Origin of the sequence: Amaricoccus sp., assembly GCF_017993425.1 — a bacterium.
Classification (GTDB): domain Bacteria; phylum Pseudomonadota; class Alphaproteobacteria; order Rhodobacterales; family Rhodobacteraceae; genus Amaricoccus.
Map to the genome: position 1 here is coordinate 1 of NZ_JAGOMQ010000016.1, position 16,169 is coordinate 16,169.

Annotated in this window: 13 protein-coding genes; 4 read left to right on the plus strand and 9 right to left on the minus strand. The window is 72.5% G+C overall.

The genetic code is table 11. From position 1 onward, the window contains the following. Window positions 1-276 precede the first annotated feature (276 nt). Together KBB57_RS09360 and KBB57_RS09365 are read right to left on the minus strand one after the other, a co-directional pair. Window positions 277-588, minus strand: coding sequence for a SelT/SelW/SelH family protein (locus tag KBB57_RS09360; RefSeq protein ID WP_290749077.1), 312 nt, complete (start codon window positions 586-588; stop codon window positions 277-279). After that, window positions 575-4,183, minus strand: a complete 3,609-nt coding sequence (locus tag KBB57_RS09365; protein ID WP_290749080.1) for a hydantoinase B/oxoprolinase family protein — start codon at window positions 4,181-4,183, stop codon at window positions 575-577. Before KBB57_RS09365 ends, KBB57_RS09360 begins: the two co-directional genes overlap by 14 nt. 147 nt (window positions 4,184-4,330) lie before the next feature. Between KBB57_RS09365 and KBB57_RS09370 the strand changes: the two genes are divergently transcribed. After that, complete coding sequence (locus KBB57_RS09370) at window positions 4,331-4,822, plus strand: GNAT family N-acetyltransferase (protein WP_290749082.1); 492 nt, start codon at window positions 4,331-4,333, stop codon at window positions 4,820-4,822. 128 nt (window positions 4,823-4,950) lie between these two features. Continuing rightward, complete coding sequence (locus KBB57_RS09375) at window positions 4,951-5,658, plus strand: molecular chaperone DjiA (protein ID WP_290749084.1); 708 nt, start codon at window positions 4,951-4,953, stop codon at window positions 5,656-5,658. Window positions 5,659-5,817: 159 nt separating this feature from the next. Here KBB57_RS09375 and KBB57_RS09380 read toward each other — a convergent pair whose 3' ends face one another. Next, the gene (locus KBB57_RS09380; protein WP_290749087.1) at window positions 5,818-7,038 is read right to left on the minus strand and encodes a mandelate racemase/muconate lactonizing enzyme family protein; all 1,221 of its coding nucleotides are present in this window, start codon (window positions 7,036-7,038) and stop codon (window positions 5,818-5,820) included. Window positions 7,039-7,317: 279 nt separating this feature from the next. Further along, complete coding sequence (locus KBB57_RS09385) at window positions 7,318-8,877, minus strand: DEAD/DEAH box helicase (RefSeq protein ID WP_290749090.1); 1,560 nt, start codon at window positions 8,875-8,877, stop codon at window positions 7,318-7,320. 165 nt (window positions 8,878-9,042) lie between these two features. On the opposite strand from KBB57_RS09385, the gene efp reads away from it, so the two are divergent. Continuing rightward, window positions 9,043-9,606, plus strand: coding sequence for an elongation factor P (efp, locus tag KBB57_RS09390; RefSeq protein ID WP_290749093.1), 564 nt, complete (start codon window positions 9,043-9,045; stop codon window positions 9,604-9,606). A gap of 61 nt (window positions 9,607-9,667) precedes the next feature. On the opposite strand, the gene KBB57_RS09395 is transcribed toward efp, so the two are convergent. From KBB57_RS09395 to KBB57_RS09415, 5 genes are all read right to left on the minus strand, one after another. Continuing rightward, window positions 9,668-12,250, minus strand: coding sequence for a hypothetical protein (locus tag KBB57_RS09395; RefSeq protein WP_290749096.1), 2,583 nt, complete (start codon window positions 12,248-12,250; stop codon window positions 9,668-9,670). A 236-nt stretch (window positions 12,251-12,486) separates the two neighbouring features. Next, complete coding sequence (gene thpR / locus KBB57_RS09400) at window positions 12,487-13,047, minus strand: RNA 2',3'-cyclic phosphodiesterase (RefSeq protein WP_290749098.1); 561 nt, start codon at window positions 13,045-13,047, stop codon at window positions 12,487-12,489. A 19-nt stretch (window positions 13,048-13,066) separates the two neighbouring features. Beyond that, window positions 13,067-13,987, minus strand: coding sequence for a ribokinase (gene rbsK / locus KBB57_RS09405; protein WP_290749100.1), 921 nt, complete (start codon window positions 13,985-13,987; stop codon window positions 13,067-13,069). Window positions 13,988-13,990: 3 nt separating this feature from the next. Next, on the minus strand, window positions 13,991-14,440 hold the full coding sequence (locus KBB57_RS09410) for an RbsD/FucU domain-containing protein (RefSeq protein WP_290749103.1): 450 nt from the start codon (window positions 14,438-14,440) through the stop codon (window positions 13,991-13,993). 66 nt (window positions 14,441-14,506) lie between these two features. Next, window positions 14,507-15,187 (minus strand): SGNH/GDSL hydrolase family protein, encoded by a 681-nt coding sequence (locus KBB57_RS09415; protein WP_290749106.1) that lies wholly within the window; start codon window positions 15,185-15,187, stop codon window positions 14,507-14,509. A 214-nt stretch (window positions 15,188-15,401) separates the two neighbouring features. On the opposite strand from KBB57_RS09415, the gene KBB57_RS09420 reads away from it, so the two are divergent. Then, complete coding sequence (locus tag KBB57_RS09420; RefSeq protein WP_290749109.1) at window positions 15,402-16,037, plus strand: DUF805 domain-containing protein; 636 nt, start codon at window positions 15,402-15,404, stop codon at window positions 16,035-16,037. The last annotated feature ends 132 nt before the right edge of the window (window positions 16,038-16,169 follow it).

Below are 16,169 nucleotides of genomic sequence, written 5' to 3' on the forward strand. Positions count from 1 at the left end.
GGAAAAGCGGAGACAACAGCGCCACCTCTTCGGCGGTCAGCCAAAAGCGATCACTCATGGGACTGCTCCTTTTCCCAGAATGAATCACAAATACCCTGATCAGGGAATCCCCTTAATGGGTCCTGACCCTATTTGCGCGCGAACAAGCATGGTCGAGATGTCGCCCGTTCGCATCTGCCCGGGCTCGTCCAACAGCCTCGCGAGAGAGCAAGAATCGTGTAGGCGCGGCCTCCCCCGCGAAGAAATCACCGCCGGAATCGCGTCGGCCGAGGCAGCTCAGGGCGCGGGGTCCTTGCGTTCCATGTGCCCCAGCTCGCGCTCCGGGAAGGCCGCGTCGCGGACGCGGCGCTTCAGCTCGGCCGCGCCGGGGAAGCCGGCGTCGCGCTTGCGCTCCCAGACGAGCCGGCCGGCGACCTCGATCTCGAAGACGCCGCCCGTGCCCGGCTCGAGGAGCACGCCGCCGAGCTCCTCGGAGAAGGTGGAGAGCAGCTCCTGCGCCAGCCAGGCGGCGCGCAGCAGCCAGCCGCAGAGGCGGCAGTAGCGGATCGTCACCACCGGCTTCCCGGGCGGATTCTCAGGGCTCGCCATAGCCGCCGCCTCCCGGGGTCTCCAGCACCCAGACGTCGCCCGGGCCGACCTCGCGGCGGTCGGCGGCGCCCAGCGCCTCCTCCCGCCCGTCGGCGCGCAGGATGCGGGCGCGGCCGACCTCGCCGGGACCGCCGCCGGCGAGGCCGGGGGGCGGCACGGTGCGGTGGCCGGCGAGGATGGCGAGCGTCATCGGCTCGAGGAACCGGATGCGCCGCGTCACCCCGTCGCCGCCGCGGAAGCGGCCGGCGCCGCCGGAGCCGGGGCGGATGCGGAATTCGTCGAGCACCACCGGGTAGCGCCATTCCAGCACCTCCGGGTCGGTCAGGCGCGAGTTGGTCATGTGGGAATGGACGCCGCTCGTGCCCGGGTGGCCGGCGCCGTCGGAGAGGACGCCGGCGCCGGTTCCGCCGCAGACGGTCTCGTAGTACTGGCGGTTCTCGTCGCCCCAGGTGGTGTTGTTCATGGTGGACTGCGCCGCCGCCTGCACGCCGAGGGCGAGGAAGAGCGCCGAGGTCACCGCCTGGCTGGTCTCGACGTTGCCGGCGATCACCGCGGCGGGGTAGTCCGGCGACAGCATGGTGCCGCGCGGCAGCACCACGTCGAGCGGCTTCATCACGCCCTCGTTCATCGGGATGTCGGCGTCCACGAGGCAGCGGAACACGTAGAGCACCGCCGCCCGCGTCACCGGCTCGGGGGCGTTGTAGTTGGTGGCGAGCTGCGCCGTCGTGCCGGTGAAGTCGATGCGGGCGGTGCGCGCCGCCGTGTCGACGGTGACGCGGACGCGGATCTCGCGCTTCGTGCCGTCTACCGCGTCGTCCATCGGATAGACGACCTCGGCGTCGTGCAGCGCCTCGATGGCGCGGCGGACGCTCTCCTCGGCATTGTCCTGGACATGGGCCATGTAGGCCTCGACCACGCCGAGGCCGAAATGGTCGACCATGCGCCGGAGCTCGGCCGCGCCCTTGGCGCAGGCGGCGACCTGGGCGCGCAGGTCGGCGAGGTTGGTCTCCGGGGCGCGGGCCGGCCAGTCGCCGGAGAGGAGGAGGTCGCGCGTCTCCTCCGCGCGGAAGCGGCCGGCCTCGACCAGCTTCCAGTTGTCGATATAGGCGCCCTCGTCGTGGATGGTGCGGCTGTCGGGCGGCATCGAGCCGGGGGTGAGGCCGCCGACGTCGGTGTGGTGGCCGCGGGCCGCGGTGAAGAAGAGGACGCGGGCGCCCGTGTCGTCCCAGACGGGCGCGACGACGGTGATGTCGGGCAGGTGGGTGCCGCCGTTGTAGGGGGCGTTCAGCGCGAAGGCGTCGCCGGGGCGCATGTCGGGGTTCTGCGCGACGATCGCCTTCACGCTCGCGCCCATCGAGCCGAGGTGGACCGGCATGTGCGGGGCGTTGGCGATCAGGTTGCCGGCGGCGTCGAAGACGGCGCAGGAGAAGTCGAGCCGTTCCTTGATGGTGACGGAGGCGGCGGTGTTCTCGAGCACCGCGCCCATCTGCTCGGCGATCGACATGTAGAGGTTGTTGAAGACCTCGAGCAGCGCCGGGTCGGCGTCGGCGCCGATGGCGCGTTCGGCGCGGGGGGCGACGCGCTCGACCAGCACGTGGTCGCGGCCGGTGACGCGCGCCCGCCAGCCGGGCTCGACGAGGATCGAGGTGTGGTCCTCGACGATCACGGCCGGGCCGCTGACCCGGTCGCCGGGGGCGAGGGCGCCGCGGCGGACGAAGCGAGCGTCGGTCCAGCCGCCGTGGAGCCAGACCGGGGCGGTGAGCGCGACCTCGTAGGCGTCCTCGGGGCGCTCGGTCTCCGCGCGTTCGGGCTCGCTGAGGTCGGCGGCCTCGCCGACGGCCTCGACCTCGACGGCGTGGATGACGAGCGCGGCGCCCGGCTCGAAGCCGAAGCGGGCGCGGTGGGCCTCGGCGAAGGCGGCGCGCATCGCCGCCTCGGTCCCGAAGGGGACGGCGAGGGCGGCGTCGGTTCCCTTCACCTTCAGGTGGACGCGCTGGGTCAGGCGGATGGCGCGTTCCGGCACGCCCTGGGCCTCGACCTCGCCGAGGACGACGACGCCGAGCCCGTCGAGCCGCGCCGCGGCGGCGAGGCGGGAGGCGTCGTCGAGTCCGGCCTCGACCGCCTCGACCCGGGCGGCGCGGATATCGGCGAGGCCCATGCCGTAGGCGGAGAGCAGCGAGGCCATCGGGTGGACGAGGCAGGTCCGCATCCCCAGCGTGTCGGCGATGGCGCAGGCGTGCTGGGCGCCGGCGCCGCCGAAGACGGTCAGGCAATGCTCGGTGACGTCGTGGCCGCGCTGGACGCTGATCTTCTTGATGGCGTTGGCCATGTTCTCGACGGCGATGCGCAGGAAGCCCTCGGCGACCTCCTCGACCGGCTTGCCGACGGCGGCGGCGAGCGTCTCGAACTTCTCGCGCGTGGTGCGGAGGTCGAGGGCCATGTCGCCGTCGGGGCCGAAGATGGCGGGGAAGAACTCCGGGCGGAGGCGGCCGGTGGCGACGTTGGCGTCGGTCACCGCGAGCGGGCCGCCGCGGCCGTAGCAGGCGGGGCCGGGGTCGGCGCCGGCGCTCTCGGGGCCGACGCGCATCCGGGCGCCGTCGAAGGTGAGCAGGCTGCCGCCGCCGGCCGCGACGGTGTGGATCATCATCATCGGCGCCGTGATGCGGACGCCGGCGATCTCGGTGGAGAGCACGCGCTCGAGCTCGCCGGCGAAGTGGCAGACGTCCGTGGAGGTGCCGCCCATGTCGAAGCCGACGATGGCGTGCTGGCCGGCGATCTGGCTGGTGCGGACCGCGCCGACGACGCCGCCCGCCGGGCCGGAGAGCACGGCGTCCTTGCCCTGGAAGCGGCGCGCGTCGGTAAGGCCGCCGGAGGACTGCATGAACAGGAGCTTGCCGGTCATGTCGCCGTCGAAGGCGGCGGCCACCCGGTCGACGTAGCGGCGCAGGATCGGGGTCAGGTAGGCGTCGACCACGGTGGTGTCGCCGCGGCTGACCATCTTCATCAGCGGCGAGACCTCGTGGCTGACGGAGACCTGGGCGAAGCCGGCGGCGCGGGCGAGCGCGGCGGCGCGGGCCTCGTGGGCGCGGTGGCGGTAGCCGTGGACGAGGACGACGGCGCAGGCATCGAAGCCGGCCGCGCGGGCGGCGGCGAGCTCGGCCGCGAGATGCGGCTCATCGAGGGGGGTCTCGACCGTGCCGTCGGCGCGGACGCGCTCGCGGGCCTCGATGGTGCGGGAATGCAGCATGTCCGGGAGCACGATGTGGCGGTCGAAGAGGCGGGGGCGGTTCTGGTAGGCGAGGCGCAGCTGCTCGCCGAGGCCCTGCGTGGTGACGAGGACGACCGGGTCGCCCTTGCGCTCGAGAAGGGCGTTGGTGGCGACGGTGGTGCCCATCTTGACGCTGGCGACGCGGTCGGCGGGGATGGGCGCCTCCGGGCCGAGACCGAGGAAGTCGCGGATGCCCTGAAGCGCCGCGTCGCGGTAGCGGCCGGGGTTCTCGGAGAGGAGCTTCGTCCGGTGCAGAGCGCCCTCGGGGTCGCGCGCGACGATGTCGGTGAAGGTGCCGCCCCGGTCGATCCAGAAGTCCCAGGCCACGCCGCGCCTCTCCGTCGGTCCCGCGTGCCCAGTGACCACGCCCCGCGGGCCCGCGCAAGCCGGCCGGTCGCCGCGGGATCCCGCTTGCCCGCCACCTTGCGCGCGATACCTTCGCCGGAGCCCCCCGGAGCCCGGAGCCCGCCGCCCGTGCCGACCATCCGCGACGCCCGCCCCAAGGACGCCGACGCCATCGCGGCGATCTGGAACCCGGTGATCCTGTCGAGCGTCGCCACCTTCAACGAGGTGCCGCGCGGCGCCGACGAGGTCCGCGCCATGATGGCGGGGCGCGCCGCGGACGGCCATCCCTGGCTCGTCGCGGAGGCGGAGGGGAGGCTCGCCGGCTTCGCCACCTACGCGCAGTTCCGCAGCGGCGTCGGCTACGCCCACACGATGGAGCACACGATCATCCTCGCCGAGGGCGCCACAGGAAAGGGCCTCGGGCCGCGGCTTCTCGGCCGGCTGGTCGGGATCGCCCGGGCGAGCGGCGTGCATTCGCTGGTCGCCGCGGTCTCCGGCGAGAATCCGGCCGCCGTCGCCTTCCACGAGCGCGAGGGCTTCCGCATCGTCGGCCGCATCCCCGAGGCCGGCCGCAAGTTCGAGCGCTGGTTCGACCTCGTCCTGCTCCAGCGCCTGCTCTGATCCCGGGCGATCGCCCCCGACGAGCGCGGGGAGACGGCGGGGGGCTCGGGACGAGGCGACCGGGCGGATGACGCGCCGACGTCGTTTTCGCCGTTCTCCGCCGCCGCGCCGGTTGCTAGGCTCGGCGCATGTCGATCTGGAAACGCCTCGCCGATCTCGCCAGCGCCGTCGTCGCCCGCGGCGAGGGGCTGATCGCGCTCTTCGACCGCCGCGACGTGCGCCCGGAGAAGAGCGTCGCCTTCACCATCGCCATCGTCTGCCTCGGGGCCAAGATGGCCAAGGCCGACGGGCAGGTGAACGTCGCCGAGGTGCGCGCCTTCCGCCAGGTCTTCCAGATCGCGCCGGAGGACGAGGCCGCCGCCGCGCGCGTCTTCAACCTCGCCCGCCAGGACGTCGCCGGCTTCGACGCCTATGCCGGGCGCATCGCCCGGATGTTCCGCCGCCAGCCGCGGATGCTCGAGGACATCCTCGAGGGGCTCTTCTACGTCGCCGTCGCCGACGGCGGCTACCACGACGAGGAGCGCGCCTTCCTCGCCCGCGTCGCCGAGATCTTCGGCATCTCCGAGGCGGTCTTCGCCTGCGTCGAGGCGCGGCGCACCGGCGACGCCTCGCGCGACCCCTGGCAGGTGCTCGGCATCCCCCGCGACGCCGACCTCGCCGAGGCGCGCGCCCGCTGGCGCCGGCTGGTGCGGGAGAATCATCCCGACCGGCTGGTCGCCCGCGGCCTGCCGCGCGAGAGCGTCACCCTCGCCAACGCCCGCCTCGCCGCCATCAACGCCGCCTGGGAGGAGCTCTCCGCGCGCCTCGCCCGCGGCGCGCCGAGCCCGGCGGAATAGGCGCGCGCGAGCGCACGGCAGACCTGCGGCCGGGCGCGGGAGATGGCGGGCAGAGCAGGCGCGGGCCCCCGATCGAGCGCCGGCCCCCCGGCCGTCAAGGGCGAGCGGATCGGACGGAGAGCGTATTTCCGCGCGGATCAAATATTTCCGCGGGAACGCTCACCCGCCGCCGAACCGGGAGCCCCGGGGGTCGGCCTCCTCCGCGCTCATTTCCAGATGCAGCCGCTCGCCCGTCCAGGGATGCGCCGCCGCCACCGCCTCGTCGACCTCCACCCCGATCCCCGGCCGGTCGGGCAGCCGCACGTAGCCGTCGTCCCAGTCCCAGGCCCCGCCGACCAGCGCCGCATGGAAGCCGCCGCCGGTCAGGATCGTCTCCAGCAGCAGGAAGTTCGGGATCGAGGCCGCGAGCTGCGCCCCGGCCGCCCAAGCGACCGGCCCGGCATAGAGATGCGGCGCCACCTGGGCGTTGAACCCCTCCGCCATCGCCGCGATCTTGCGCGCCTCCAGAAGGCCCCCGACCCGCCCGAGGCTCGGCTGCAGGATCCCGGCGCCGCCCGCGCGCAGCAGCGCCGCGAACTCCTGCTTCGTGGTCAGCCGCTCGCCTGCCGCCACCGGCATCCGCACCGCCGCCGCCACCCGCCCCATCTCCAGCGGGTTGTCCGGCGGGACCGGCTCCTCGAACCACAGGGGGTCGTAGGCCTCGATCCTCCGCGCCAGCCGGATCGCGCCCGAGGTGGTGAACTGGCCATGCGTGCCGAAGAGCAGGTCCGCCCGGTCGCCGACCGCCGCCCGCACCGCCCGGCAGAACGCCTCGGAGCGGTCGAGCTCGGCCAGCGCCGGCTGCCGCCCGCCATGGATGGTATAGGGGCCTGCCGGATCGAACTTCACCGCGGTGAAGCCGTCGCGCTCCACCAGCGCCGCCGCGGCCTCGGCCGAGGCGTCCGGGTCGTTGTAGAACCCAGCCGGATCCTGCCCCTCGCCCGGATAGAGATAGGTGTAGGCCCGAAGCCGGTCGCGCAGCCGCCCGCCCCAGAGCGCATGGACCGACCGCTCCCGCGCCTTGCCGACGATGTCCCAGCAGGCGATCTCCAGCCCGGAGAAGGCCCCCATCACCGTCGGATCGGGGCGCTGGCTGAACCCGGCGGAATAGACCCGGCGGAACATCAGCTCGACGTTCTCGGGGCTCTCGCCCGCCATGTGCCGCGCGAAGACGTCGGCGATCACCGCCCGCATCGCCGCCGGCCCCACCGTCGCGGCGTAGACCTCGCCCCAGCCGACGATCCCGCAGGCGGTGGTCAGCTTGACGAGGATGAAGTAGCGCCCGCCGAACCCCGGCGGCGGGTTGCCGACGACGAGCACGTCGAGATCCGCGAGCCGCATCCGCTCCCCCACCCGGCCCCGCGCCGGCGGCCCCGAGCATATCCGCGCCCGCGCCCCGGCGCGAGCCTGAACCCCGGAACGACGCACGGCGCGGCGGCCACGCGCCGGCGGCCCAGCAAAGGGCGCCACCTCCGCCGGGCGAGCCTGAACCCCGGAACGACGGACGGCGCGGGAGGCTCCGCCCCCGCGCCGCCAAACGCCTCGCCACTGACAGGAACCCCGACCGGGGGCCTCAAGGAGCCGCGCCAGCCAGGTCGCCGGCGCGCGCCCGTGGCGCCGCTACCCGCCTCCCGGGCCGGAGCGGCGGATCGCCACCGCCGCGCCGCGCGCCGCCCGGGCCGCCGCGGCGGCGAAGCGTTCGGCCGCGCCGGCGGCGATCTCGAAGGCGGTCTCGTGCTCGCGCACCCGGATGCGCCCGACCGCGGCCCGGTCGACGCCGCCCAGCCGGCAGATCAGCCGCACCAGCCCGCCCGCCTCCACGCCCGCCGCCCGCCCGCGGTCGATGGCGAACCACACGCGCTCCGCCCCCGCCCCGCCGCCGCCGAGCGCCTCCGGCGCCGGCCGGGCACGCGCCCGCTCGCGCAGGAACGCCACCGCCACCCGCTCCGGGTCGTGCGCCGCGAGGAGCCGCGCCGCCGCGTCGCGCTCCGCCGCCGCCGCCGGCTCGACCAGCACTGCGTCGGCCATCAGCCGCGCCTCGTCGCGGGCGAGGATCGCCTCGGCGTCGGGAACCGCCACCCAGTCGAGCGCCACCCCCGCCCGCGCCGCCAGCATCGCCGCCCGCCGCCGCGACGACGGCGGCGCGAGCAGCAACGCGTGCCCGCCCCGCCCCGCCCGCCCCGTCCGCCCCGAGCGATGCGTCAGCGCCGCCGCGCTCGCCGGCAGGTCGGCATGGATGACCAGTTCCACCCCCGGCAGATCGAGCCCCCGCGCCGCCAGATCCGTCGCCACGCAGACCCGCGCCCGCCCCTCGCGCAAGGCCGCCACCGCCGCCGCCCGCTCGCGCGGCGCGAGGTCGCCCGACAGCGCCACCACCCGGAACCCGCGCTGCCCGAGCCAGCCGGCCAGCTCCGCCACCCCGTCGCGGCGGGCGCAGAACACCATCGCGCCGGCCGCCTCGTGGAAGCGCAGCAGGTTCGCCACCGCCGCCGCCCGGTCGGCCGCCGCCACCGCCGCCGCCTCGAACCGGATCTCGCCCCCCGCCGCGACCTCGCCCGCGTCGATCCGCGCCGCCTCGCGCTGGTACTGCGCGGCCAGCGCCTCGATCCGCGGCCCCAGCGTCGCCGAGAACATCAGCGTCCGCCGCTCCGGCCCCGCCGCCGCCATCAGGAAGTCGAGGTCCTCGCGGAAGCCCATCTGCAGCATGTCGTCCGCCTCGTCGAGCACCACGCAGGCGAGGCCGCCGAGCTCCAGCGCCCGCCGCCCGGCATGGTCGCGCAGACGCCCCGGCGAGCCGACCACCACCTCGCAGCCGGCGGCGAGCCGCGCCCGCTCGGCGCGCAGGTCGGTCCCGCCCACGCAGCACGCCACCCGCGCCCCCGCCTCGCCGTAGAGCCAGGCGAGCTCCCCCGCCACCTGCTGGGCGAGCTCGCGCGTCGGCGTCACCACCAGCGCCCGCGGCGCCCCGCCGAGGATCGCCCGGCCCGCGCCGTCGAGCAGGCTCCCGGCCAGCGCCAGCCCGAAGGCGACGGTCTTGCCGGAGCCCGTCGGCGCCGAGACGAGCATGTCCCGCCCGGGCGGCGCCGCCTCCAGCACGGCGCGCTGCACCGGCGTGAGGGTCTGGTATCCGCGGCGCGCCAACGCGCGGCCGAGCGCGTCCGGGACGCGATCACTGATCATGCCTGCTCTTTCCGGAAAAACGATCCGAAGCCCCCCGGGCCGCGCAAAATGCCGCGGCCGCTTCGCCCGGATCTTCGGCGGGCAACTTGCCAGCGCCTGACCAAGCACCTATAGCGGCGACAAATTTCGGAAAACTGAACGCACAGGACTGAACGGACGCGCGCCATGCCCAAGATCAACGGCAACGAAATCCGCCCGGGCTACATCCTCGACCACGACGGCGGCCTCTGGGTCGCGGTCAAGGTCTCGCACGTGAAGCCCGGCAAGGGCGGCGCCTTCGCGCAGGTCGAGCTCAAGAACATCCGCGACGGCCGCAAGCTCAACGAGCGCTTCCGCTCGGCGGACAAGGTCGAGCGCGTCCGCCTCGACCAGAAGGACCAGCAGTTCCTCTATGAGAGCGACGGCCTCCTGCACTTCATGGACGCCGAGACCTTCGAGCAGGTGACGATCCCCGCCGACATCTTCGGCGACCGCCGCCCGTTCCTGCAGGACGGCATGACGATCCAGGTCGAGTACTACGAGGACGAGGCGCTGAACGCCATGCTCCCCGACAAGGTGACCTGCACCGTGGTCGAGACCGAGCCCGCCGTGAAGGGCCAGACCGCCGCCAACTCGTTCAAGCCGGCGATCCTCGACAACGGCGTCCGCGTGATGATCCCGCCCTTCGTCGGCGAGGGCGAGGCGATCGTCGTCTCCACAGAGACGATGGAGTACGTCGAGCGGGCGTGACCGGGGGTGCCGCTCCTGGCAACCTCGCAGGCCCGGCTGCGCGCCACCGGCGACGCGATGCTCAGCGGCACTGGTAGACCTCTGGCACAGGATCTCGAGCCTCAAGCCGACCGAGGCCAATCACTTCGGTGCGGCAAAGGCTGATGAATGTGAGTTTCGGAAGCGCCTCAACTCCTTCGAGCGATCCTCGCCACGCATACATGTCGTCAAGGTTCAGTCTCGCCAGTTTGGGCAGCGCCGGCATTTCCGCAAGCGACGTAATCCCTGTGTTGCTGAGATCGAGGCTCGCCAACGCCGGCAGCGCCGGCATGCCCGCAAGCGACGTGATCCCCGTGCCGTTGAGATTGAGGCTTGCCAACGCCGGCAGCGCCGGCATGCCCGCAAGCGACGTGATCCCCGTGCCGCTGAGATCGAGGCTTGCCAACGCCGGCAGCGCCGGCATGTCCGCGAGCGACGTGATCCCCGTGCCGCTGAGATCGAGGCTTGCCAACGCCGGCAGCGCCGGCATGTCCGCAAGCGACGTGATCCCCGTGCCGTTGAGATTGAGGCTTGCCAACGCCGGCAGCGTCGGCATGTCCGCAAGCGACGTGATCCCCGTACCGTAGAGATCGAGGCTTGCCAACGCCGGCAGCGCCGGCATGTCCGCGAGCGACGTGATCCCCGTGCCGCTGAGATCAAGGCTTGCCAACGCCGGCAGCGCCGGCATGTCCGCGAGCGACGTGATCCCCGTGCCGCTGAGATAGAGGCTTGCCAACGCCGGCAGCGCCGGCATGTCCGCAAGCGACGTGATCCCCGTGCCGTTGAGATTGAGGCTTGCCAACGCCGGCAGCGTCGGCATGTCCGCAAGCGACGTGATCCCCGTGTTGCGGAGATTGAGGCTTCTTAGCGCCGGCAGCCGAGAGACGCCGGACCAGATCTCCTCCTGCGTCGGAAATCGACAAGGATTCCGTCTCCAGCCGACAAACTGGATCTCCTCCACATGAGGGAGCTGGGCCGTCGCCCGGAACACCCGATCCCAATCGGGCCGGGCCTCAGAGCAATCCAATAGCCGGTCACCGTCGAACTGCACCTCCAGAGTGTTGCCGTAGCGATGGATCGAGCCCGCGGCCGCCTCGATGACGCCCCGCGCGTGCTCTATCGACCGCGCCTGCCACCAGGGCAGCCCGAGCAGGACGATGCCGAGCCACCCGGCGACCGCCAGCGGCCCGATCGCCGGCTTGATCCTCGACCAAAGCGTCGGCCTCACGCGCGCGACGGCCCGGCCCAGCAGCGCGGCGAGGAAGTCGTGCGCCAACTCCCACGTGCGCTCTTGGCCGTCGAGCGCCCGAACCAGCCCCTTTTCGGCGAGCCCGTACAGGATCGCCTGCACCTGGTATTCGGGCAGCCCGGTCAGCTCGACGATCTCCCGCTCGCGGCGTGGCTCCTTGGTGCCGGCGTCGCTCACCAGCGTGTCGAGCACCCGCCGCCGGGCCGCGGCCACCGACGGCTCGCCCTCCCGAATGCAGCTGTCGAGATACCCTTGGATCAGCGTGTCGGGGTCGCGGGTCAACCGATCGCTCATCCGCTCCAGGAACAGGCCGACCATGTTCAGGGTGATCTGCCGGTAGAGGCCCGGGACGCCCTCGATCCGGTCGAGGCCGCCGAACATGCCCTCCCGCGCCTCCTCCGCCGGCAGCCGCCCGCCGGACTTGAGAAACTGCTCGGCCTCGCGACGATTGTAGCGGCCGAGCCGGAAAGCGTTGGCCCCGACGACCGGCGCAGGGAGCCGCAGCTTGAAGATCTCGGTCTCGTAGTCCGACCGATAGACCAGCAGCAGCTTGACCCCGGTCAGCGGCCGACGCGCCAGATCCTCGACGAGCTCCAGGAACGGGTCGGCCTTCTCCGGGTCGGCAAGGATCAGCACCTCCTCGAACTGGTCGAGGATCACCAGCAGCGGTCCTTTGCCCGCCTTGCGGCGCCGGTCGCCGAGCGTAGCCAGCAAATCGCGGATCGGCACGCCGGGGTCGGGCGGCCGGGGAAAAAGATCGCTCCGCGCGCGCAGCTCCTGCGACAGCCGGTCGGTCGCGTCGCCGTAGGCGCGTGTCTGGACGATCGCCCACCCCGCTCCGGTCAAGCTCGGGACCAACGACGCGGCGATCACCGACGACTTTCCGACGCCGCTGTCGCCGGACAGGTAGAGCACTGAGCCGGGCGTGTCCCGAACCCACGCCAGCACCTCCTGCTCCTGCCTGTCGAGGCGATTGTAGATGTCGCGGTCGCCTGGTCCGTAGGGCGTCAGCCGGAACGCCGACTTCGGCGGCTCGGGCACCGGCTCGAACGCCAGCGCCGCCGCGCGCCGCTCTGCGCGCGCCTGCCGCAGGGCGGGCCGCGCGCTGAACCAAAAGACCAGACCGAAGACTGTCGCGGGCACGGCGGCGAGCAGCAGCACGCTCCAGACAGGTCCCACGCTTGCGGCCAGACTTCCGTATAGCTGCCTGAGCGGTTCGGCAAGTTTGGTGACGAGCAGGGTCAGGCCGCCGATGATGAAGATCAGCAGGCCGACGAACACCGCGGCCTGTCCCATCACCGAGCCAAAGGGGCTCTGCCGGAACCTGGCCCGATCCTCGTCCCCCGGAGCGAAGTCCTTCAGTTGAAATTCCGCCAAGCACCCCTCGCTTCGCGCGCATCACAATCCTTCGACTACCCTAGCCCAAAGCGTCCCCCCGCGCGAGCACGTCGCCGCCTCTACGGCTCGCCGAATTCGGAACCGGCGGCCCTAACCGTTCGTGAAAAAGTGGCAAGCCGGATTCCAGCCCGATTCCAGCCGCGTTCCAGCCTCAAAAAATCCTGCCGTTCCAAGCCGCTGCGCTGACCGGACGCAAAAGCCTCGAATCCGCCCCCCTACCGCGGCTCCTCCGGCCACAGCGGATAGACCGCCATCGTCTCGTAGGCCGCCCCCGCCCGCCCCAGCCGCGAGCGGGTCAGCTCGAACGCCGACACCTGAAACGGCCCCGCCGCGAACCGCGCCCCCCGCGCCACGAAGGCGCGCAGCCGCTCCAGCTCCTCCGGCGTCGGCGCGCCGTGCAGCCGGGCGAGCGTCACGTGCGGCCGCCAACGCTCGCGGTCGAGCGGCACCCCCGCCCGCCGCGCCGCCTGCGTCACCTTGTCGCGCAGCCGGGTCAGCGCCTCGTCCGGCGTCGCCTCGGCCACCACCACCCGACTCCGCCCCTGCTCGAAAAGTCCGAGCCCGGCGAAGCGGATACGCAGCACCGTGCTGCGGATCGCCGACAGCGCGTAGTGGACGTCCTCGATCTCCGTCTCCGGCCGCTCGCCGAGGAAGGCGAGTGTCAGGTGCAGGCTCTCCGCCTCGACGAGCCGCCCTGCCGGCATCCCGGCCTGCGCCGCGACGAGCGCCGCCACTGCCTCCTCCGGCGGCGCGATCGAGACGAAGGCCCGTATCACCTCGGCGTCACCCCCGGCCTCACCGCGCCAGCAGCGCCTCGACCTCGGCGCGCGTCGGCATCGACGGCGCCGTCCCCGGCCGCGTCACCGAGATCCCCGCCACCGCGCAGCCGAAGCGCACCGCCTCGACCGGGTCCGCGCCCCGCGCCAGCTCCGCGGCGAACCCGCCGTTGAAGGCGTCGCCGGCGCCGGTCGTCTCCACCACCGGCCCCGCGCTCAGCGACGGCGCCACCACCGACCGCTCGCGGTCGTGGTAGAGCGCGCCCCGCGCGCCCAGCGTCACCACCACGGCGCCGACCCCGCGCGCCAGCAGCGCGTCCGCCGCCCGCCGCGCCGCGTCGTCGGAGGCGACCGCGATCCCGGTCAGCTCCTCGATCTCGGTCTCGTTCGGCGTCAGCACGTCGCAGAGCCCGAGCAGGTCGTCCCCAAGCGCCTGCGCCGGGGCCGGGTTCAGGATCGTCCGCACCCCCGCCTTGCGCGCGACGAGAAGCGCCCGCGCCGCCGCCGGCAGCGGCTGCTCGAGCTGGGTCACGAAGACGCTCGCCCGCCGGATCAGGTCCGCCTGCGCGTCGATGTCCGCGGGCCCGATCCGCCCCCCGGCCCCCGGCGCGATGATGATCGCGTTGTCGCCCGTCTCCGCCGAGACGAAGATGAACGCGGCGCCCGTATAGCTCTCCGCATCCCGGATCGCCGCCGGCGTCACCCCGGCCTCGGCCCAGGTCGCCAAGGCCATCTCCGCGAAGGCGTCGTTCCCCAGCCGGGTGATCAGGTGCGTCTCCGCCCCGAGCCGCGCCGCCGCCACCGCCTGGTTCGAGGCCTTGCCGCCCGGCCCGAGCACGAAGCGCTCGCCGAGGATCGTCTCGCCCATCCGCGGCATCCGCGCCGCCCGGTACGAGGTGTCGGCCACGAACACCCCGAGGATCACCACCGGCTTGGCCATGTCTCAGTCCTCCGGCGCAACCACGCCCTTGCGGAAGGCGAAGCAGCCGTAGAAGCGCCGCTCCCCCGTCTGGATCACCGCATAGGCCGCCTTCGCCCGCTCGTAGAACGCATAGCGCTCCACCCCGACCAGCGGCCAGGCCCGCCCCTCCGCGGCGTCGACCTCGGCCTGCACCTCCGCCGCCACCGGCAGCAAAGTCGCGGGCTCGCCCACCACCTCCATCCGCGCCGCGGCGTCGTCGACGAAGGTGTCGAGCGGGTAGACCGACAGCACCGCCCGCGCCACCCGCGCCGCCGGCGCGTCGATCCGCAGGAGCCGGCCCAGCGTCGTCCGCCGCGCCAGCGCGTCGGCCGGGAAGTTGGTGTCGGCGAGGATCAGGTCATCGCCGTGGCCCATGGCCCGCAGCGCCCCCAGCACCTCCGCGTTCAGGATCGGGTCGATCCCCTTCAGCATGTCCGCCTCCCCCTGGAGCATCGCCCGACCGGGCGGAATCGCCCGGCGATCGGAACCTTGCGCATCTCAAGACCCCGGAGCGGACGGCCCGGCGCCGCCCCGGAGCGTCATCGCCCCGAGCGCCGCCGCGACGGCCCGCCCGAGCTTGCCGTGCTCGGCGGCGTCGAAATGCACCCCGTCGAGCGGACTCGAGGCGATCACCTCCCCCGCATCGAGGAACGCCGCCCCGTGCCGCCGCGCCACCGAAGCGTAGTATCCCGCGAGCCGCCCCGACTTCGCCGCCCCGCCCTCGAAGATCTCCGCGAGGCACCCCGCCTCCAGCACCGGCGGCGGCGCGACCAGCAGCACCGCCGGCGCCGCCTCCTCGGGCCCGCAGAAGCTCTGCCGCACCGCGAGCACCAACCGCTCCACCGAGGCCGCGATCTCCACCGCCGGAACGTGGAACCGCGCCTTGAGGTCGTTGGTCCCGAGCATCAGCACGACCACGTCGACCGGCCGATGGCTCTCTAGGATCGCCGGCAGCACCGCGATCCCGCTCTTGTGGACGCCCGAGACCGGGTCGGGATGCACCGTGGTCCGTCCCGGCAGCCCCTCCTCGACGACGCGCCACCCCGCGCCCAACTCCGCCGCCAGCACCCCCGGCCACCGCTCCCCCGGCGCGAGCCGCCCGAGATCCGTCAACCGCGCCATCGGCGCGGTGCCATGCGTGTTGCTGTCGCCGTAGCAGAGAACCACCCGCTCGCCCATGCCGCCTCCCCGCCCGGCGAAGTCCGCAGACCCGCCCTTCCTCGTCTTGGTAGCGTGCGGCCAAGCCGGCTAGCAACCCCAGCCCCGACCTTCGCCACGGTTGACCAAAATGCGGCGAGATGGAATGCTTCTTCAAGAATGATAGGCAGAATGCCTCCCGCCACGCCCCTATTGGTCGCGGCAGCGGAGAGGGGCCTGCGTCAATGGGTTTGCTATGAGCGACGTCGAGCAGTGGTATTACGTCGACGCGGGTCAACGTCTGGGACCCGTTTCCATCGACGAAATCCGCCGGCTGGTTCGCGACTCGAGGCTTTCGGTTGACGCGCTTGTCTGGAGGAGCGGTCTCCAGGACTGGATTCCCCTCCACCAGAGCCCGGCCGCCGATGCGGCATCCTCGCTTCCTCCACCGCTGCCTGCGGCGGCAAGGTGGGGCGGCTCGGAGAAGGCTGCCGAGATGGCCGGCGGCTTCCCACCCACGAGTGGAGGCGAGGCGCGCCCGATGGGCTTCGCCGAAGCCATCAGCAGCGGCTTCTCACAATACGCAACCTTTGCCGGTCGAGCATCCCGTTCTGAGTTCTGGTATTTTACGCTGTTCACATGGCTGATTTCTATAATTTCAAGTATAATTGATGCTAGTATAGGTAGCTCTCCGGAATCCATCGGCGTTGTTGGCCTTATGATTTCCTTGGTAATTTTTCTCCCGGGTCTCGCCGTGTCTGCCAGGAGGCTTCACGATATCGACAGAACGGGTTGGTGGTTGCTGATGATGATCCTTCCGATCATAGGATGGATCGTGTTGTTGGTATTCTATTGCACCAAGCCGACGCCCGGGAGAAATCGGTTTGGCTAATTTTGTCTCATGGCTTCATATTTTGAAGTCGGTGAAGACTTTCGCGACGACGGGGCAATCCTCGGCCGTCGGCCGGGCCTTGTAAACGATGCTTGCATCTTGAGGAACAGTTCCGGTGACCATACGCCGTGG

Bases quoted from the DNA above. Each gene is read 5' to 3' on its own strand.
- KBB57_RS09360 (WP_290749077.1), bottom strand. From the start codon at position 588: ATGGCGAGCCCTGAGAATCCGCCCGGGAAGCCGGTGGTGACGATCCGC.
- KBB57_RS09375 (WP_290749084.1), top strand. From the start codon at position 4,951: ATGTCGATCTGGAAACGCCTCGCCGATCTCGCCAGCGCCGTCGTCGCC.
- KBB57_RS09380 (WP_290749087.1), bottom strand. From the start codon at position 7,038: ATGCGGCTCGCGGATCTCGACGTGCTCGTCGTCGGCAACCCGCCGCCG.
- KBB57_RS09385 (WP_290749090.1), bottom strand. From the start codon at position 8,877: ATGATCAGTGATCGCGTCCCGGACGCGCTCGGCCGCGCGTTGGCGCGC.
- efp (WP_290749093.1), top strand. From the start codon at position 9,043: ATGCCCAAGATCAACGGCAACGAAATCCGCCCGGGCTACATCCTCGAC.
- rbsK (WP_290749100.1), bottom strand. From the start codon at position 13,987: ATGGCCAAGCCGGTGGTGATCCTCGGGGTGTTCGTGGCCGACACCTCG.
- KBB57_RS09410 (WP_290749103.1), bottom strand. From the start codon at position 14,440: ATGCTGAAGGGGATCGACCCGATCCTGAACGCGGAGGTGCTGGGGGCG.
- KBB57_RS09415 (WP_290749106.1), bottom strand. From the start codon at position 15,187: ATGGGCGAGCGGGTGGTTCTCTGCTACGGCGACAGCAACACGCATGGC.
- KBB57_RS09420 (WP_290749109.1), top strand. From the start codon at position 15,402: ATGAGCGACGTCGAGCAGTGGTATTACGTCGACGCGGGTCAACGTCTG.